General features: G+C 66.8%; 22 protein-coding genes. 7 read left to right on the top strand and 15 right to left on the bottom strand.

From position 1 onward, the window contains the following. From CA951_RS06235 to CA951_RS06260, 6 genes are all read right to left on the bottom strand, one after another. Positions 1 to 417, bottom strand: a complete 417-nt coding sequence (locus CA951_RS06235) for an arsenate reductase ArsC (protein WP_087556030.1) — start codon at positions 415 to 417, stop codon at positions 1 to 3. Beyond that, entirely contained in the window at positions 414 to 1,511 is a 1,098-nt protein-coding gene (gene arsB / locus CA951_RS06240; protein WP_087556031.1) for an ACR3 family arsenite efflux transporter, read from the bottom strand. The genes CA951_RS06235 and arsB overlap by 4 nt, the downstream gene beginning before the upstream one ends. Then, the gene (locus CA951_RS06245) at positions 1,508 to 1,894 is read right to left on the bottom strand and encodes a helix-turn-helix transcriptional regulator (RefSeq protein WP_087556032.1); all 387 of its coding nucleotides are present in this window, start codon (positions 1,892 to 1,894) and stop codon (positions 1,508 to 1,510) included. Before CA951_RS06245 ends, arsB begins: the two co-directional genes overlap by 4 nt. Before the next feature lie 364 nt (positions 1,895 to 2,258). Further along, positions 2,259 to 2,444: a hypothetical protein gene (locus CA951_RS06250; protein WP_087556033.1), complete on the bottom strand. Its 186-nt coding sequence runs from the start codon at positions 2,442 to 2,444 to the stop codon at positions 2,259 to 2,261. A gap of 94 nt (positions 2,445 to 2,538) precedes the next feature. Continuing rightward, a complete protein-coding gene (locus CA951_RS06255; RefSeq protein ID WP_087556034.1) occupies positions 2,539 to 3,603 on the bottom strand; it encodes an NAD-dependent epimerase/dehydratase family protein in 1,065 nt (354 codons plus the stop codon). A 114-nt stretch (positions 3,604 to 3,717) separates the two neighbouring features. Beyond that, positions 3,718 to 4,026, bottom strand: coding sequence for a WhiB family transcriptional regulator (locus CA951_RS06260; RefSeq protein ID WP_087556035.1), 309 nt, complete (start codon positions 4,024 to 4,026; stop codon positions 3,718 to 3,720). A gap of 546 nt (positions 4,027 to 4,572) precedes the next feature. Between CA951_RS06260 and CA951_RS06265 the strand changes: the two genes are divergently transcribed. The 3 genes from CA951_RS06265 to CA951_RS06275 all read left to right on the top strand — a co-directional run bounded on the left by CA951_RS06265 (position 4,573) and on the right by CA951_RS06275 (position 6,831). Next, positions 4,573 to 5,421, top strand: coding sequence for an SDR family oxidoreductase (locus tag CA951_RS06265; RefSeq protein WP_087556036.1), 849 nt, complete (start codon positions 4,573 to 4,575; stop codon positions 5,419 to 5,421). 66 nt (positions 5,422 to 5,487) lie between these two features. Continuing rightward, positions 5,488 to 6,390 (top strand): Rieske 2Fe-2S domain-containing protein, encoded by a 903-nt coding sequence (locus tag CA951_RS06270; protein ID WP_256973367.1) that lies wholly within the window; start codon positions 5,488 to 5,490, stop codon positions 6,388 to 6,390. Positions 6,391 to 6,453: 63 nt separating this feature from the next. After that, positions 6,454 to 6,831 carry a hypothetical protein gene (locus tag CA951_RS06275; protein ID WP_087556037.1) on the top strand — a complete coding sequence of 126 codons (378 nt, stop codon included), beginning with the start codon at positions 6,454 to 6,456 and terminating at the stop codon, positions 6,829 to 6,831. Positions 6,832 to 6,924: 93 nt separating this feature from the next. On the opposite strand, the gene CA951_RS06280 is transcribed toward CA951_RS06275, so the two are convergent. The 3 genes from CA951_RS06280 to CA951_RS06290 form a co-directional block, all read right to left on the bottom strand. Next, positions 6,925 to 7,572 carry a PAS and ANTAR domain-containing protein gene (locus CA951_RS06280; protein ID WP_087556038.1) on the bottom strand — a complete coding sequence of 216 codons (648 nt, stop codon included), beginning with the start codon at positions 7,570 to 7,572 and terminating at the stop codon, positions 6,925 to 6,927. A gap of 100 nt (positions 7,573 to 7,672) precedes the next feature. After that, positions 7,673 to 7,996, bottom strand: a complete 324-nt coding sequence (locus CA951_RS06285; RefSeq protein ID WP_256973369.1) for a hypothetical protein — start codon at positions 7,994 to 7,996, stop codon at positions 7,673 to 7,675. A gap of 74 nt (positions 7,997 to 8,070) precedes the next feature. Beyond that, the gene (locus CA951_RS06290) at positions 8,071 to 8,397 is read right to left on the bottom strand and encodes a hypothetical protein (protein ID WP_087556039.1); all 327 of its coding nucleotides are present in this window, start codon (positions 8,395 to 8,397) and stop codon (positions 8,071 to 8,073) included. Positions 8,398 to 8,708: 311 nt separating this feature from the next. Between CA951_RS06290 and CA951_RS06295 the strand changes: the two genes are divergently transcribed. Both CA951_RS06295 and CA951_RS06300 read left to right on the top strand, forming a co-directional pair. After that, a complete protein-coding gene (locus tag CA951_RS06295; RefSeq protein ID WP_087556040.1) occupies positions 8,709 to 9,986 on the top strand; it encodes an APC family permease in 1,278 nt (425 codons plus the stop codon). Between the two features lie 208 nt (positions 9,987 to 10,194). Next, positions 10,195 to 10,461 (top strand): WhiB family transcriptional regulator, encoded by a 267-nt coding sequence (locus CA951_RS06300; RefSeq protein WP_087556041.1) that lies wholly within the window; start codon positions 10,195 to 10,197, stop codon positions 10,459 to 10,461. 77 nt (positions 10,462 to 10,538) lie between these two features. Here the strand turns inward: CA951_RS06300 and CA951_RS06305 are convergent, their stop codons facing one another. Further along, positions 10,539 to 10,790 carry a hypothetical protein gene (locus tag CA951_RS06305; protein WP_087556368.1) on the bottom strand — a complete coding sequence of 84 codons (252 nt, stop codon included), beginning with the start codon at positions 10,788 to 10,790 and terminating at the stop codon, positions 10,539 to 10,541. Positions 10,791 to 10,914: 124 nt separating this feature from the next. After that, entirely contained in the window at positions 10,915 to 12,153 is a 1,239-nt protein-coding gene (locus CA951_RS06310; protein ID WP_087556042.1) for an acyl-CoA desaturase, read from the bottom strand. Between the two features lie 120 nt (positions 12,154 to 12,273). Between CA951_RS06310 and CA951_RS06315 the strand changes: the two genes are divergently transcribed. Continuing rightward, on the top strand, positions 12,274 to 12,981 hold the full coding sequence (locus tag CA951_RS06315) for a TetR/AcrR family transcriptional regulator C-terminal domain-containing protein (RefSeq protein ID WP_087556043.1): 708 nt from the start codon (positions 12,274 to 12,276) through the stop codon (positions 12,979 to 12,981). 24 nt (positions 12,982 to 13,005) lie between these two features. Here the strand turns inward: CA951_RS06315 and CA951_RS06320 are convergent, their stop codons facing one another. Both CA951_RS06320 and CA951_RS06325 read right to left on the bottom strand, forming a co-directional pair. Further along, entirely contained in the window at positions 13,006 to 13,389 is a 384-nt protein-coding gene (locus tag CA951_RS06320) for a TIGR03618 family F420-dependent PPOX class oxidoreductase (protein WP_087556044.1), read from the bottom strand. A 71-nt stretch (positions 13,390 to 13,460) separates the two neighbouring features. Further along, a complete protein-coding gene (locus tag CA951_RS06325) occupies positions 13,461 to 14,054 on the bottom strand; it encodes a dihydrofolate reductase family protein (RefSeq protein WP_087556045.1) in 594 nt (197 codons plus the stop codon). Positions 14,055 to 14,142: 88 nt separating this feature from the next. Here CA951_RS06325 and CA951_RS06330 point away from each other — a divergent pair, with 88 nt between their 5' ends. Continuing rightward, the gene (locus tag CA951_RS06330) at positions 14,143 to 14,595 is read left to right on the top strand and encodes a helix-turn-helix domain-containing protein (RefSeq protein WP_087556046.1); all 453 of its coding nucleotides are present in this window, start codon (positions 14,143 to 14,145) and stop codon (positions 14,593 to 14,595) included. 8 nt (positions 14,596 to 14,603) lie between these two features. Here CA951_RS06330 and CA951_RS06335 read toward each other — a convergent pair whose 3' ends face one another. Beyond that, positions 14,604 to 14,972, bottom strand: a complete 369-nt coding sequence (locus CA951_RS06335; protein WP_256973423.1) for a ParD-like family protein — start codon at positions 14,970 to 14,972, stop codon at positions 14,604 to 14,606. Positions 14,973 to 15,025: 53 nt separating this feature from the next. Then, the gene (locus CA951_RS06340) at positions 15,026 to 16,537 is read right to left on the bottom strand and encodes a YdiU family protein (RefSeq protein ID WP_087556048.1); all 1,512 of its coding nucleotides are present in this window, start codon (positions 16,535 to 16,537) and stop codon (positions 15,026 to 15,028) included. Between the last annotated feature and the right edge of the window lie 37 nt (positions 16,538 to 16,574).

A 16,574-nucleotide genomic window follows, 5' to 3' on the forward strand; every position in this document is an offset into this window, starting at 1 on the left:
TCAGGGAACGAAGTCGGTGGTGGGTGCAAGTTCGGCGATCAGGGCTTCGACTCGCGCCTTGATCTCGTCGCGAATCGGACGCACGGCGTCGACGCCCTTGCCTGCCGGATCGTCGAGCGCCCAGTCCCGGTAGCTGACTCCGGGGAAGACGGGGCAGGTGTCGCCGCAGCCCATGGTGATGACGACGTCGGAGCATTCGACGGTGTCGGGCGTGAGGATCTTCGGGGACTGACCGGAGATGTCGATCCCGATCTCGGCCATCGCGTCGACGGCGGCGGAGTTGACAGTGTCGGCCGGGGCGGTCCCGGCGGAGCGGACCTCGATCCGATCACCGGCGAGGTGTGAGAGGAATCCGGCGGCCATCTGGGAGCGGCCTGCGTTGTGGACGCAGACGAACAACACGCTGGGCGTGGTCATGGGAGCGAGCTTTTCGTGACTGATGCGGGCTGCGCGCGGAACCGCGTGCGAAGCGCCAGGGCCACGTAGACCAGGCCGACGAGGACGGGGACCTCGATCAGCGGTCCGATGACACCGGCCAGGGCCTGCCCGGAGGTGGCGCCGTAGGTGGCGATGGCCACCGCGATGGCGAGTTCGAAGTTGTTGCCTGCGGCGGTGAACGCCAGGGTGGTGGTGCGTTCGTAGCCCAGACCCATGACGGCGCCGAGCAGGTAGCCGCCGACCCACATGATCGCGAAGTACGCCAGCAACGGGATCGCGATTCGGACGACGTCCCACGGCCGGGAGGTGATCTGGTCCCCCTGCAAGGCGAAGAGGATCACGATGGTGAACAGCAACCCGTACAGCGCCGACGGGCCGATGCGCGGAAGGAATGTCGACTCGTACCAGTCGCGGCCCTTGGCGCTCTCGCCGAAGCGGCGCGTCAGGTAGCCGGCGAGCAGAGGGATGCCCAGGAAGATCAGCACCGACTTCGCGATCTGCCACGGCGAGGTGTCGATGGTGGTCTGTTCGAGACTGAGCCAGCCGGGCAGCACGGACAGGTAGAACCAGCCGAGCGCGGCGAACATGACGACCTGGAACACCGAGTTGATCGCCACCAGGACGGCAGCGGCCTCCCGATCACCGCACGCCAGGTCGTTCCAGATGATCACCATCGCGATGCAACGGGCCAGGCCGACGATGATCAGACCGGTGCGGTACTCCGGCAGGTCCGGCAGCAGCAGCCAGGCCAGCGCGAACATCAGCGCCGGGCCGAGGACCCAGTTCAGCAGCAGGGAACCGATCAGCAAGCGGCGGTCGCCGGTGACGGTGTCGAGACGGTCGTAGCGGACCTTCGCGAGCACCGGGTACATCATGACCAGCAGTCCGAGTGCGATCGGCAACGAGATGCCGTCGATCTCGACGGCGCTCAGGGTGTCGCCGAGCCCGGGAATCAGCCTGCCCAGGAGCAGCCCTGCGATCATCGCGACGCCGATCGACACCGGCAGGAAACGGTCGAGGGCCGAGAGTTTGCCGACGACGGCAGGGTGCTCGGTAGCCGGGGCGGCGCTCATGCGAGGGTCTCGGCGCAGGTGGGGGACGGCACGGCGGGGCCGCCCTCGGTCAGCAGCACGGCGGACAGCTGTTGCAACGCCGACGGGATCACCCAGTAGTACACCCAGGTGCCGCGGCGTTCGCAGTCCAGCAGCCCGGCGGCGCGGAGCACCTTCAGGTGGTGCGAGATCGTCGGCTGCGACAGATCGAACGACGCGGAGATGTCGCAGACACAGGCTTCGCCGCCGGCGTGGCTGGCGATCAGGCTCAGCAAACGAAGGCGCACCGGATCGCCGAGGGCCTTGAACATCCGGGCCAGGTCGCCGGCCCAGTCCTCGGTCAGTGGTTCACGCGTGAGCGGCGAGCAGCACTCGCCGCCGTCCGGCCCATCCTGATTCGACATGCGTCGATATTGACAGATGTCGAATCAAGCTGCAACACGGAATGCGCTCACGAGAGTCGCCTGCCGAGCATCGGACGGCCTGATCGACGAAATATGTTGTGCTACTTCCCTAGTTCGCGCGCATCGGGACCCGGAGGGCCGCGGCGTGACCTCGTATCGAATCGGCCGTTGAGGTCTGTTCGGGAACGACTTAATCTGGAGGGAGCGGGCCGTATCCCGTCGGGTCGAGATTTGGCAGTCCGGGATACGACTCGCCGGAGGGGTTAGTCAAGCACCGTGCGCGGTCGGACTGCGGTTCCGGTCGCGTCATAGACTGGCTATCCCGGGCCCAAGCCTGCCGCTCGTCCGCTGCCGTCCGATCGTCCTAGCGAGCGCCTTCGGTGTCGTCGAAGAACGACCAGCCGTCGGTGTGCTGGACTTCCATCCGCCAGCCGAGTTCGCTGTTGTCGGCACGGACGTCGACGAACCAGGCGTGTGCATCTTCCGCGCTTTCGATGTCCTTGGTCTCGACGACGTTGCCGGTGGGATCGAGTACTCGATAGGTAGCCATGCAGTCCGAATGCCCAGGGACGGACTGGGTTAACCGATCGATCGCCCGGATGGGCTCGGACCACCGATTCGAACATCGACTTGGACAGCGGTATTCAGGGTGTGCGTCCGACGCCGGTAGTGATTTCGTGCCATCGGCGGCGGGCGGTGTCCGCGGCCAGGGGCGCGGTGGGCAGGCCGCTTCCCGCCCGGAGGCCGTCGAGGAATTCGGTGAAGGTGTCGTGTGGGGTGTAGGCGGGTGACCAGTCGAGTTCGGTCCGCGCGCGGGTGCTGTCCATCAGGGGTAGATGCAGCACCGTGTCGACGAGTCCCGGAGTGGCTGGAACAAGGCGTGTGTGCCATGCGGCGGCGAGGGTGGCACGCAGTGCCCCCGCGGGAATCCGCACGGGGCGTGCCCCGAAGTAGTCGGCCAGGAACCGCCGATCGACAGGAGGGTCGGTGGCCAGGTTGTACGCGCCGTGTACCGGCCGGAGGACGGCCTGTACGTATGCGGCTGCGGCATCGTCGGTGTGCAGGATCTGTACCCGGAGCTGGTCCGGTAGCGGCACGGCGGGCACAGCTGCGCGGCGGGCCAACGAACCCGGCACGAATGGGCCGCCGAACAGCCGGCGCTGTGAGGTCGCGGACTCGCGTTTGAAGATGAACCCTGGCCGCATCCGCACCACCCGGACTGCGGGATTGCGGATCTCATACGCGTCGAGCCAACGTTCGAGATAGGCCTTCTCTCGGGGATACGCGGCTCCGGGCCACCCGTGGGTAGGCCAGTTCTCGCTGACTTCCCGGTCGGAGGGTCTCGGGGAGTAAGCAGCCACGGACGACGCATATACCAGGGCGGGTACTCGTTCGGCGGCGACGGCGTCGAACACGCCGATAGCGCCCAGCACGTTGTTACGCCACGTCACGGCGGGTTTTCTCGTCGGCTGGAACAACCAGGCGAGATGGATCACGGCGTCCGCGCCACGGACAACAGCTCGCAGGTCACCCGTCGCGATGTCGGTAGTGACAAAGGTGGTCTTCGAGGTGGTCCAGGCGGTGGGCCTGCGGGCGACTGCCAATACAGTCTCTACGTCCGGGGTGGCCCCGAGGGCGGACACCACGCTGGTCCCGACGTTGCCGGTCCCGCCGATCACCACCACGCGCAGTCCGCGTCTGCTGCTCACGTGGTCCGGTTACCCCTGTCGGTCGGTGGCGAACCGGTCTGCCAATGGGCAGCTCGAAGGCCTTCGCCTACCCGAGTAGAGCGACGACGCGGCCCCGCGGCAGCGTCTGTCCTGTTAGTGGGTTCGTCGCTCCCACGCGCGTGGGGGTCGGGCGGCGTGGCGGGTGCGTCGGGTGTGGCGGGTGCGTTCGGTTTCGGACATGCCGCCCCAGATGCCGTAGGCCTCGGTGGTGGTGAGGGCGTGGTCNCGGCATTCGGCGAGGACGGGGCAGTTGTGGCAGATCTGTTTGGCGGCGTGCTCGCGTCGGGCGCGGACGCTGCCGCGTTCTCCGTCGGGGGAGAAGAACATGTCGGTGTCGGTGCCGCGGCAGGAGGCGAGATGCTGCCAGTCCTGGTCGATGGGGTGGTGCGAATGGTCGAGCATGGTGGCGTGGGTCGCTTTCGAAAGTCGAACGGGTTAAGCCCCCGCCTGCTGTGGTCGGCCGAAGTGTGTGCGAGATGACCCCTCGACATATCGCGTGCACACTCGCGCGGCCCGGGGACGTGGTCGCCAACGGAGCAGCGACGGACCGGATCCGGGACGGCAATTCGGTGCGCCGCCACATCCACAGCAGTAGGTGTCTGGGTGCGTTGATGCCTGGGCTCGACATCGGTGATACCGGGAGNAACCCCGGATGCTTCACCCCCTGTGTCGCCCGGAAGGGGCGGGTGCAGGGTGTGTGGTCAAGGGTAATGACCCGGCGCTCGATGTTGAAGAGAATCGCTGGAAAGTAACTGCCATCACAGCCGGTGACGCGTTATGGGCGTGGAACTGCTCAGTCGCGGCGGCGGGGGCTGCTTGATCTGGGTGCAGTCGACGGTGTCGCCGAATCCGGGGGTCTGGTAGAGGTCTCGGGCGTAAGTCGCCAGCGATTCACCCTGTCGAGGGTCGGGTATCCGTGGGATGACCGTTTCCCGATCGGAGAGGTGAATGAGCGAACACACCCCGCACACCATCGACTACCCTGGCCGCACCTCGGAGATGGCGGAAGAGCCGCGTGACGAGATGCGCGCCTACCGGGGAAACGCACTGTTGGAGGGCAAACGGGCACTGATCACCGGTGGGGACTCGGGGAAAGGGCGTGCGGTGGCGGTCGCCTTCGCGAAGGAAGGCGCGGATGTGGCCATCGCGTATCTCGAGGAGGACGACGACGCCGCCCACACCGCCGGGTTGGTCGAAGCGCAAGGGCGGCAGTGCCGCACATTCGCCGGCGATCTCGCCGAGCCGCAGCACTGCCGGGATGTCGTCGCCCGCACGGTCTCGGAGTTGGGTGGGCTGGACATCGTCGTCAACAACGTGGCGTTCCAGGAGCCGGTCGACGATTTCCTCGAGCTGTCGGACGAGCAGTGGCGGCGCACGTTCTCGGTGAATATCGACAGTTACTTCCACGTGACGAGGGCCGCGGTGCCGCATCTCGGTCGGGATTCTTCCATCATCAACACCGGTTCGGTCAACGGACTGCGCGGGAACAAGGCGCTGATCGACTATTCCGCAACCAAGGGTGCGGTGACCGCGCTCACCTACTCGTTGGCTCAGGCGCTGTTGGATCGCGGCATCAGGGTCAATTGTGTTGCGCCCGGCCCGGTGTGGACTCCACTGATCCCGGCGACGATGGACGAGGAGAAGGTGGCCGATTTCGGGAAGCAGGCACCCTACGGGCGGGCCGCGCAACCCGATGAGATCGCACCGTCCTACGTCTTCTTTGCTGCCGGCCTGCTGTCGTCCTACTACTCCGGGGAGGTCCTCGCCCCACTCGGTGGCGAGACGCTACCGGGCTGACGAAGATCGGGTATCCACGCCTGGATGACGCGAAAGGTGTTCGATTCGAATGAATATCGAGATGAGGTGGACGTGAACCTGCTCGAGCGAAGCGTGCGTCGGCTCGAACATGCCCGCACTGTGGATCGGCCCGCGGACGCGGTGGTGGACGCCATCAACAAGTGGCTTCCAGCGGGTCGGGTCAAGGACGCGTTGTCCGGTACCGATCTGGGGCACCCTCTCCACCCGTTCCTGGTCACCGTTCCCATCGGGGCGTGGGTCAGCGCGGGCTTCCTCGACGTGCTCGGCGGCAACAGTGCGCGTCCGGCCGCGGCGAAACTGGTGGGTCTTGGGGCTCTTGCCGCCGTGCCGGCCACGCTGACGGGTGCGTCGGACTGGGCCGACACCCTCGGTGCCGAGCGCAGGGTCGGCGCAGTCCACGCGGCGTCGAACTACGCGGCCATCGCCTCGTACCTCGCGTCGTGGACCGCCCGAAGGCGTGGCCGTCACGGCGTCGGCGTCGGCCTGTCCGTGCTCGGTGCAGGACTGCTCGGAGTCAGCGGATGGCTCGGTGGCCATCTGTCTTACGCCGCCGGAGTCGGCGTAGATACCACCGCGTTTTCCACTCTGCCCTCGGAATGGACGGATGCGGCCGCGGAAACAGCCCTGACCGGCAGGGACATGCTCGCCGTGCTCGTCGGCACCGTGTCGGTGCTACTGGTGAACCGAAGCGACGGCGTCGTCGCGCTGAGCAATCGCTGCACCCACCGAGGGGCTCCACTCGGCGACGGCTCCCTGCAGGAGGGGTGTGTCGAATGCCCGTGGCACGGGAGTCGCTTCCAGGTGGCGGACGGTCGGATCGACCGAGGCCCGGCGACCCGGCCACAGCCGGTGTACGAGGCCCGCGTGCGGAACGGACGGATCCAGGTCCGGCAATCGGACGAACAGCGGACGCTTCGCACCAACCCCGTTGCCAGCGGCAATGATTGACGGCCCGCCGCGGCGATTGCGGCGCGGTGCGTGGGCCACGCCGGTGCGGGGTATACGGGCGCTATGTCGACTTCCGCCGCGCGCATTCTTCCTCGGGTTCTGGGTGTCCTGACCGCCGCATACAGTGTTGCGATCATCGCCTCACCGAAACTTCTCGCGAAGCCCTGCAAACTCACTCGCGCCGACGGCGTCGTCCCTCCCGAGGTCGCGACGGTGATCCGGGCGGTGGGGGTGCGTGATGCGGCGAGCGGCCTGGCCCTGGTCACGGCACCTGCCGGGGCGGCGCTACGCGCCGCAGTCGCGGTCCGGGTGGTCTCCGATTTCGGTGATGCCGCGGTCTTCGGACTCACGCTTCCCGACGCGGCGACCAAGGCAAAGGCCGCCGGCGTCGCCGCGGCATGGGGCACGTTGTGCGCCTACAGCGGGCGTCACACCGGATAGGGGCGTCGGCGCGCCGAGCAGCAGTAACGGTGCGGGAGGGGTGGGGCACGCGGCCGAGCGACTGACCTCCTGAACAGCCCGCGGGACCGTCCGCTACTGCGGTCGGTGGGATGGTTGGTGGGCGGTGAGCAGCACGTGGTCGAATCGGGTGCGCAGGCCGGTGTCGGGTTCGACCTCCTCGAATGCGGCGACGATGTGTTCGGCGATCGTGCGGAGCCGGGTGTTGGTTTCTTGTGAGCGCCAGGTAAGGATGTCGAACGCGCGGTCGGCGGGGATACCGTAGACAAGCATCAGCGCCCCCTTGGCTTGTTCGATTACAGCCCTCGATTGCTCGAGTTCGGCGACGGTTTCGTCGACCGAATCTTTGACGTCGCTGCGGTGGGACTCGGTGATGTCGATGTAGAACCCGCTCGTGCCGATCACGGCGCCGGCGTCGTCGTGCATGCGGTCGCCGACGACCACGACGTGGCGGACCTTTCCGGTGGCGGTGATGATGCGATGTTTGCTGGAGAACGGTTCGGCGTCGTTGATCATCCGGTCCAGGACCCGTGCGACGTGCGGGTGGTCCTCGGGGTGTTTGTGGGAGAGCAGCAGTTCGGTGGTCGGCGTGACCTCGCCGGGCCGGTAGCCGTGCATCTGTGCGACGGCCTCGGACCATTCCCACCGTTGCCCGTCCAGGAAGAAGCGGAAGCTGCCCACCCGTTGCGGCTCACCGCCACCGAAGACCTGTTCAGAATCCACGCCTCATTTTCTAGCAAATCGCGCAGCCCGCAATTTGCTGGGCGGTCGGTCCTGCCCAGAACCGTGGGTCAGCGGCGGGTGGTCGAGACTGCTGTCTCGTCTACGAGCGCCGGGACCAGGACAGATCGTCGAGACGGGCCGCGCAGGCATTCTCGTGGGCGACGATTGCCTCCTGCCAGTCCCGATCGGTCATGCCGAGCCGGTCGCGGATGGCTGGAGGTGGAACCCTGAGATGCGTGGCGATGTGCGCCCACGACCTGCCCGCCTGGAGGGCCTCGATCACCGCGCGGGCGAGGCGCTCGTCGGTCTGGTCGCCATCAAGGACGGCATCAGCGCTGTCAACGGCCACGGGACGGTTGTGCGGTCTGGTGCGCTCGATGAGCGCGGAGTCGTATTTGCATCCCTGCGACTCTAGCGGTTGCAAGGAAATAATGATATGGCGCGCCACCCGACTCGATATCAGTGATCCTCGTCGGGCGGCTTCAGGTGGGGTTCTTACTACTCGGCGCGTCCGGACGGGAAATGCACCGACCCGTCGTTGCCGACGCAACCACCCTGGACCGGGCCGCTGCCGAAGAAGACGCCGTTGAGCTGCCCGCTGCCTCCGGGGGAGTTCGATCCGACTCCGGCACCCCCGACGCCGATCGCCCCACACTGGTAACTGTTCATGTCGTTCGGGGAGTCGTTGTGGACGTGGAGCTGTGTACCGGGTGTGTTCGGGTCTCCATGAAATGCCGGTGCCGCCGCTGCGAAGCCGGAACCGAGTGCAAAAGCGGTGGCGATCGCGGCCGATGTAATCGCCGTGCGCAATGCGAACGTGTTCATCTGATCTCACCTTTGATTTGATTGTCGCCCGGCTTCCACCGGCCGATGAGTCTCGGGTTGCAGACGATGTCCGGAGTACCTGTTTCCCGATGGACCAATTATGGTCCGAGCGGTTGGTGGAAATCACCCCTTCGCGTGGTTACCGACAATCCGAATGCGAAGTCCACACCCGGCCGTCGCAGCCCTGCTCGTGGCTGCGAGTATGCCGCAGAGCCGAAACCGTTTGACACCGTGGAGTTCACGTCTGCGTACCGGAGGGCGCTAGCGTTGGGCGGCCAGACATCGCACGTTCGAAGGGGAAACTGCCACGCATGACCGATGACGAGAATTCGGACGGCAACGACGCGTACCCCGCCGCGTCACCGCAGTTGCGTCGGCGGTTGGGGGTGTTCGACTCGGTGATGATCGGCCTGGGGTCGATGATCGGGGCGGGGATCTTCGCTGCGCTGGGGCCTGCTGCGTCCGCCGCCGGCGGCGCACTGCTCGTCGGGTTGGCCGTGGCCGCGGTCATCGCCTACTGCAATGCCAATTCGTCGGCCCGGCTCGCCGTGTTGTATCCGCAGTCCGGTGGCACCTACGTCTACGGACGTGAACGCCTGGGACCGTTCTTCGGGTATCTCGCGGGTTGGGGGTTCGTCGTCGGCAAGACCGCGTCGTGTGCCGCGATGGCCCTGACCGTCGGCGCCTACGCCTGGCCCGGCCGCGAGCATCTCGTCGCGGTGGTCGCCGTCGTCGTGATCACCGCCGTGAATTACTTCGGTGTGCAGAAGTCGGCCCTGGTCACTCGGGTCATCGTGTTCACGGTGCTCGCCGTCCTCGCGGTTATCGTCATCGTGTGTCTGACCGGCCCCGACACCGGGTTCGACGGCCTGGAGATCACGTCCGGCCACGGCGTGACCGGCGTCCTGCAGGCCGCCGGTCTGCTGTTCTTCGCGTTCGCCGGGTACGCCAGGATCGCCACGCTCGGCGAGGAGGTGAAGGACCCGGCCCGGACCATTTCCCGGGCAATTCCCCTCGCCCTGGCGATCACCCTCGTCGTGTACCTGTGCGTGGCGGTCGCCGTCCTGAACGCGCTCGGTGCCGACGCCCTCGCGGCCGCGACGGATCCGCTCGCGCAGGCGGTTGCCGCTGCGGGATTCGGGGGTCTCGAGCCGGTCGTCCGGGTGGCCGCGGTGATCGCCGCGCTGGGCTCGCTGCTCGCCCTGATCCTCGGGGTCTCGCGGACGACATTCGCGATGGCACGCGACGGCCACCTGCCGCGTCTGCTCGACGCCGTCCACCCCCGGTTCGCGGTGCCCTACCGGGCCGAGTTGGCGGTGGGTGTGGTGGTGGCGCTCCTCGCCGCAACCGCGGACCTGCGCGGCGTCATCGGGTTCTCCTCGTTCGCGGTGCTGATCTACTACCTGATCGCCAACGCGTCCGCCTGGACTCTGTCCGCGAAACCGTGGCCGCGTCTGGTGGCGGTCGTCGGTGCCGTCGGATGCATCGTCCTCGCCGCGTTCCTTCCCCTGGCGTCGGTGATTCCCGGTGTGATCGTCCTCGCGCTCGGGGCCGTGATCTACGCGATCCGCGCATCCCGTCGTACCTGATCCAAGCGCCTGATCCAAGCGTCGACGCGCGATCGGCACGAGGTGCAGTTAATCTGTCATCGGTGCGATTGTCGATCGCGCCTCGTCGCCGGAGCCGATGTGTTGCGAAAATCTGTCCGCAGCTGAATCCTTCCCTTGCTTCATCGGGCTGTGCCCGCATTCCCAGTGCCCTGACCGTGTTCGGTGTTCGAGAGGGGAATGACTCCACATGTCGGAACTCCACTGGATCACGCGAGGCCGGTGCCGAGACGGAGACCCGGATCGGCTCTTCGTGCGAGGAGCCGCCCAACGCAAGGCCGCCGCGCTGTGCCGGCACTGCCCGGTGCTGATGGAATGCGGCGCGTATGCGCTCGACAATCGCGTCGAATTCGGCATCTGGGGTGGGATGACCGAACGTCAGCGCCGGGCACTGCTCGAGGCGCATCCGCATGTCCGCTGGGCCGAGCTTTTCGCGAAGCTTTCGCGTGCGCGGTAGCCCTCACCCGGTCAGGTAGAGAACCTCGACCGCCGCTGCCACAGCGACTGCGGCGCTGTGGCAGCTCGATCGGGGGATCAGTACGGCAGCGAGGAGCAGCTGGGGTGGTCGACGACGGCCTGACCCTGGCACATTGCGCCCTGCGCGTCGTCGTCGAAACGGTCGCGCCGATCCCGGTCGCGGTTGTCACGGTCCGACTGTGAGGTGACGGCGACGTCACCGCCGCCCGTCGAAGCGGGCATGGCGTGCGCGATTCCGGCCGCGCCGGTGACGGAGAAGGCGACTGCGGCGAACATCAGGCCGGCGCGAATGGCGGTGTGGCGAAACATGCGGAGTCCTTGCTGGTGGGTGGTCGAGTGTTCCTTGACCACACCAACACTGCCCCCGGAGGGAGCCGGTCGACAGCCACCCAAGGGTGCTCATTACCCACCCCCTGTGGGAGCAAGCGGTGCGTCAGGCCCGTCGGCGCCCTGTCGCATGTCGTCGGCGGTTCGCTGTGGCTTCGCGCAACGCGGTGCGCAGTCCCGCACGCCGTCCGGTGCCTCCGTCGGAGGGCGGGGTGAGGGCGGTGCGGAATTTCAGTTCGGACGCGGTCTCGGGAGCGTCGTCGGCGGTCGCGGACAGGAACCGGTCCGGGAACGCCAGTTTGTGGATGGTGCGTAGGGTCAGGAAGTATTGCTTGGCAAGCGAACCCGTGGTGTATGGCAGATCGTATTTCTCGCACAACGCGCGGACCCGCGTCGCGATTTCTGCGTAGCGATTGCTGGGAAGGTCGGGGAACAGGTGATGCTCGATCTGGTAGCAGAGGTTGCCGCTCAGGAACGCTAGCACCGCTCCGGCCCGGAAGTTGGCGGTGCCCAGCATCTGGCGTAGATACCATTCGGCCCGGGTCTCGTGTTCCAGTTCCGCGGGCGTGAACTTCTCTGCGCCGTCCGGGAAGTGCCCGCAAAAGATCACGACGTACGCCCACAGATTTCGGAGCAGGTTGGCCGAGAGGTTCGCCTTCAGCGTCCGTCGCCACCGCCGCCCGCTGACGGCGGGGAAGAGCACGTAGTCCTTGCCGGCCTGTCGAGCGATCTTGCCGAGCAGTGCTCGGGTGTGGGCACTCTTCTCGGCGGCGGTGTCGACGCGGTCCCGTTCGGAATACAGGCCGTGCAGGGCGATGCCCCATTCGAATGTGGACGCCAGCAACAGGTTCCGCAGCGGCTGCAGTAGATTGTCCGGCTTCCAGGGTTGGTCGCGGGTGATGCGGATGACGCCGAACCCGAGATCGTCGTCCATCCCGACCACGTTACTGAACACGTGGTGGCGATAGTTGTGCGAGTACTGCCACTGGGACGACACGCCTGCCATGTCCCACTCCCACGTGCTGGAGTGGATTTCGGGGTCGTTCATCCAGTCCCACTGACCGTGGGAGACGTTGTGCCCGATCTCCATGTTCTCCACGCTCTTGGCCAGAGCCAGGGCCGTGGTCCCGAGGACCCACCCGATTCGCGCCCGGCTGCAATGGATCACCAGGCGCGCAGCGGCATCCAGCGCACGCTGGAAGGCGATCGTGCGACGGATATAGGTGGCATCGCGCTCACCGAGCGAATCGGTGATGTCTCGCCGGATGGCGTCGAGTTCGGAGCGGAGCGCCTCGACATCCTCCTCGGTGAGATGTGCGTATTCCTTGATGTCGGATATCGCCATATTCGACTCCCGATTTCCGGACCCGCTCCGTGCTTCACCCTGAAGTGAACGCCGCATTCCTCAGGCTGTCAACACTGTAGATCTACAGTTCAGGCCTACAGTGTTGGTGGAGGTGTCGTGATGGCCGATGAGCCCGAACGTCGTTCGATCCACTCCGACGACGGCCCGATTACCCGGGAGCGGATACTCGAAACTGCGCTCGAGATCGTCGACCGGGACGGAATCGACGGGCTGTCCATGCGCCGCCTCGGCAAGGCGCTCGACCGCGACCCGATGACTCTCTACCGTCACGCCCCGAACAAGGCCGCGCTGCTCGACGGTCTCGCGGAGCGCGTGCTCGACGAACTGGAGGTCGATACCGGCGACGGCGATTGGGCTACCCAACTTCGGGAGGTCGCGCGGGGTTTCCGTCGGCTGGCCCTCGCCCATCCTCAGGTCGTGCCGCTCCTGGTCACCCGGCCGCTGTCGACGCCGCTCGGGCTCAGGCCGCTCGGCACCCTGCGCCCCCTCGAGGACATCCTGACCCTGCTGACCCGGACGGGTTTCACCGACGCCGACGCCCTGCATGTCTATCGGGCGTTGTTCGGTTTCCTCTACGGCCACGTCCTCAACGAACTGCAGGAACTCGTCGAGCGCCCCGAAGAATCCGACGACCTCCTTCGCCTCGGCCTGCATCGTCTGCCGATCGGCGAGTTCCCGCTCCTGCGGGGTCTGGCACCGGTGCTGGCGTCCTACGACGGCGCCGCCGAACTCGAACGCGGAGTCGACATCCTCCTGGCCGGCCTGACCGCGACGCTGAAGCGCGGGGACAGCTCACCTCCGGAGTGAGCGAGCAGTCCGTCTGTAATCGGCTCAGCCGACGCCGACAGTCTGTCGCTCGGGCTCGATCACGGCCACGACGCGCTCATCGTCTCGGGGGTAGGGCGCGCCGGTGTATTTCGTGGACAGCTGGTCGATGATCGCCCACGCGGCATCGCCGTCGAGCCATTCGACGACTCGCCCTCGGACGACGACGGGCTCGAACGGGTTGTCTACGGGCGCGATGGACAGTGCCATCCGCGGGTCGCGGCGCAGGTTGCGTGCCTTGCGTGAGCCGGGGCCGGTGAGGAAGACGATTCGGTTGTCGTGGGTGCCGATCCAGAGGGGAACGGTGTGGGGCGAGCCGTCCGGGAGTGCCGTGGCGAGGTGAGCGATCGAGGTGCCGTCGAGTACGCGGCGCACGTCGGGGTCAAGCATGGGTCTGCTCCTTCATCGGGGTTGCCGGCGCGAAGCCGGGGTCGTGGGGGTGGGCCCGCCGTCGGCGAGGGTCATCGGACCACCGCGTAGCGGAGATGGGTCACGCCGGGCGCCGGGACGGCCTCCCGTAGACGGAGTTGTACGTGCTCCGGAAGTTCCTGGAAGAAACGGCGACCGGCGCCCAGCAGGACGGGCACCTGGTGCAGGACCACCTCGTCGACGAGCCCGGCCGTCAAGGCCGCGGTCAGGACTCCGCCGCCCATGAGGCTGACGTCCTTGTCTCCGGCGGCTTCGCGCGCCGCCGCGACCGCGTCCTCGATGCCGCTGGTGACGAGCGTCTGTTGCTCGGACAACTCCGGCACGGGTTGATGGCTGAGGACGAACACGCGAGCGGTCGGGTGGGGGCCGCCGCCGCCGAAACGACCGGAATCCTCGTACGTGTTGCGTCCTGCAACGACCGCACCGACGCGTCCGGCGAGGGTGTCGAAGATCCGGGCGCTGGGCTCGCTCAGACTGAACCCGTCGAACAACCGGCTGGGGGTGTCGCCGTCGCCGTACCAGTCGAACAGGGATGTCCCGTCACCGATTCCGTGTCCGGGTCCGGGACTGCGGCCGGTGATGTAGCCGTCGACCGAGACTGCGTGGGCGCTGATGACCTTGCTCATTCGTGTCCCTTTCGGGGTTCCTTCAGGAGACTCCATGAGCGTAACAGTGTGAGTTCCTTGAAGGAACCCCAATTGGTAGGCTGGATCCATGCAACGCACAGATTTCGGTGGGATGGCGTGCTCGATCGCGCGAACGCTCGACGTCATCGGGGAGCCCTGGTCACCGCTGATCCTGCGTGACGTGTGGGCCGGATTCACCCGGTTCGAGCAGATTCAGGCCGACCTCGGCATCTCGCGCAAGGTCCTGACCGAACGACTCAACCACCTCGTGGAGCGCGGAGTGCTCGAGCGCCGGCCCTACGACCGACGGCCGCGGTACGAATACGTTCTGACGGAGAAGGGCATCCAACTCCTCGACGTTCTGATGGCAATGGCCAACTGGGGCGACAACTGGCTCGCGGGGGAGGCGGGCCCGCCGGTCCTCTACCGCCACCACGCGTGCGGCGAGATCAGCAAAGTCGACCTGCGCTGCACACACTGCGGCGAGTCGATGCACGCCGGCGACGTCGAACTACTTCAGGGCCCCGGCGCTGCTGTGTGACTGTCGTTTCACTCGGGCAGGACTGTGTGCGTGCCGTCGGGACGGTGCTCGATGAGCTGACCGTCCTCGGACAGCGCGACCGTGGTGACTCCCCGGGCTGCAAGCGTGGCGTCGTAATCGGTGGTGGCCAGTTGTTCTTCGATCGCCGCGTCGATCTCGGTGTCGAACACTGTGCCTTCTTCGATTCCGAGTTCACTGAGCGGCAACCGGCCGGCGAGAGCGTCCTCCACTCGGCGCCGGGCCGCGGTCTGCCGACTCGAGACCGCACGCCCCACCCGAGCCCAGTGTTCGAGTTGCTGGCGTCCTGTCCGGTGCTGCCGTTCTCCTTCGGCCATGGCGCTGGCCACCAGGTCCGCTGCCCACCTGGAGCGCCGGATACGGGACGCTGTCGCCGATGGAGAGGGCGACGACCCTGCTCGTCGTGCGAAAGTTATGTGCCGCAGAAGGTTTGGAATGTTCTGGTGAATGACGGCGGGGCGGGTGTGGTGTAGTCGGCCCAGTCGTCGCGGCGGTCGAATGGATGGGTGACGACCTCGAGGAGCTTCTCGAATGGAGCGAGTTCACCGTCGGTCGCGGCCCGCAAGGCTGCGTCGAGCTGATGGTTGCGTGGGATGTACATCGGGTTGACGCGGTCCATTGCGTCTGCGGTCTCCGCTGCCCCGCGCCCGTGTTCTTGCAGGGCGCCGCGCCAGCGTTGCAACCACGGCCCGGTGTGCTCGCGCGGTGCGAGGGCGTCGAGAGGTGTCGAGTTTCCGCGTAGTTCGTCGGCGAGAGCGCGGAAGCCGCTTGTCCAGTCGATGCCGTGGCCTTTCATCAGCGTCAGAAGGTCGTCGATCAGTGTTCGGTCGAGGGGTGTGCCGGTCATACCGAGCTTTGCCGCCATACCGGTCGCGTAGTGGCCGTCGTAACGCTGATCGAAGGTGTCGAGGGCTGCCGATGCCGCGGTGATCGCGTCGTCCGGTGTGGAATCGATCAGCGTGAGCAGCGTTTCGGCGAAGCGCGCCAGATTCCACTTCAGGACAGCGGGTTGATTGCCGAACGCATAGCGGCCGCCGTGGTCGATCGAACTGAACACCGCTGCCGGGTCGAATGTGTCGAGGAAAGCGCACGGACCGTAGTCGATGGTCTCCCCGGAGATGGTCGTGTTGTCGGTGTTCATCACTCCGTGCACGAAACCGGTGAGCATCCACCGTGCCACCAGTGATGCTTGCGCTTCGACGACGGCCTCGAAGAATCTCAGGTAGCGGTTGCCGGCGCCGGTCGTCGGCAGTTCGGTCAGCTCGGGGTAGTGGCGGGCGATCGCGTAGTCGGCGAGCGGTTGCAGCAGCCCGGCTTGCCGCGCGGCGTATTCGAAGGTGCCGACCCGGAGGTGGCTGGCCGCGACCCGGGCGAGTACGGCGCCGGGTTCGGTGCCGTCGCGGTGCACGTGCCCGCCCGTCGCGACCACCGACAGTGCGCGGGTGGTGGGGATGCCGAGGGCGTACATGGCCTCGCTGACGAGGTATTCACGCAGCATCGGGCCGACTACTGCGAAACCGTCGCCGCCTCGGGAGAACGGCGTTCGCCCCGAGCCCTTGAGGTGCAGATCGACGCGCTGCCCATCACCGCTGGTCAGTTCGCCGAGCAGCAACGCCCGACCGTCCCCGAGGAGCGGGACGTATCCGCCGAACTGGTGGCCCGCATATGCCATCGCCACCGGTTTGGCTCCGGTCGGTGCCGTCGATCCGGACAGGACACCGACCCCGTCCTCGCTTCGCAGTGCCTGTACGTCCAACCGCAGCGTCGCCGCGAGCTGCTCGTTGAGCACCAGCAGCGTGGGATCCGGCGCAGGAGCGCCCTGCCACGGCACCGTCAGGGCGCCCAGGTCGTCGGCGAAGGTGCTCTCGAGGCCGGACACCGCGGTGTTCGTGCCCACTGTGGAATCCGGGATTGCAGCCATCATGACAGGGTAATCGCCGCGTGACTGGCGGCTGCATCAC

The organism is Rhodococcus sp. NCIMB 12038 (genome assembly GCF_002165735.1).
Classification (GTDB): Bacteria; Actinomycetota; Actinomycetes; order Mycobacteriales; family Mycobacteriaceae; genus Rhodococcus_F.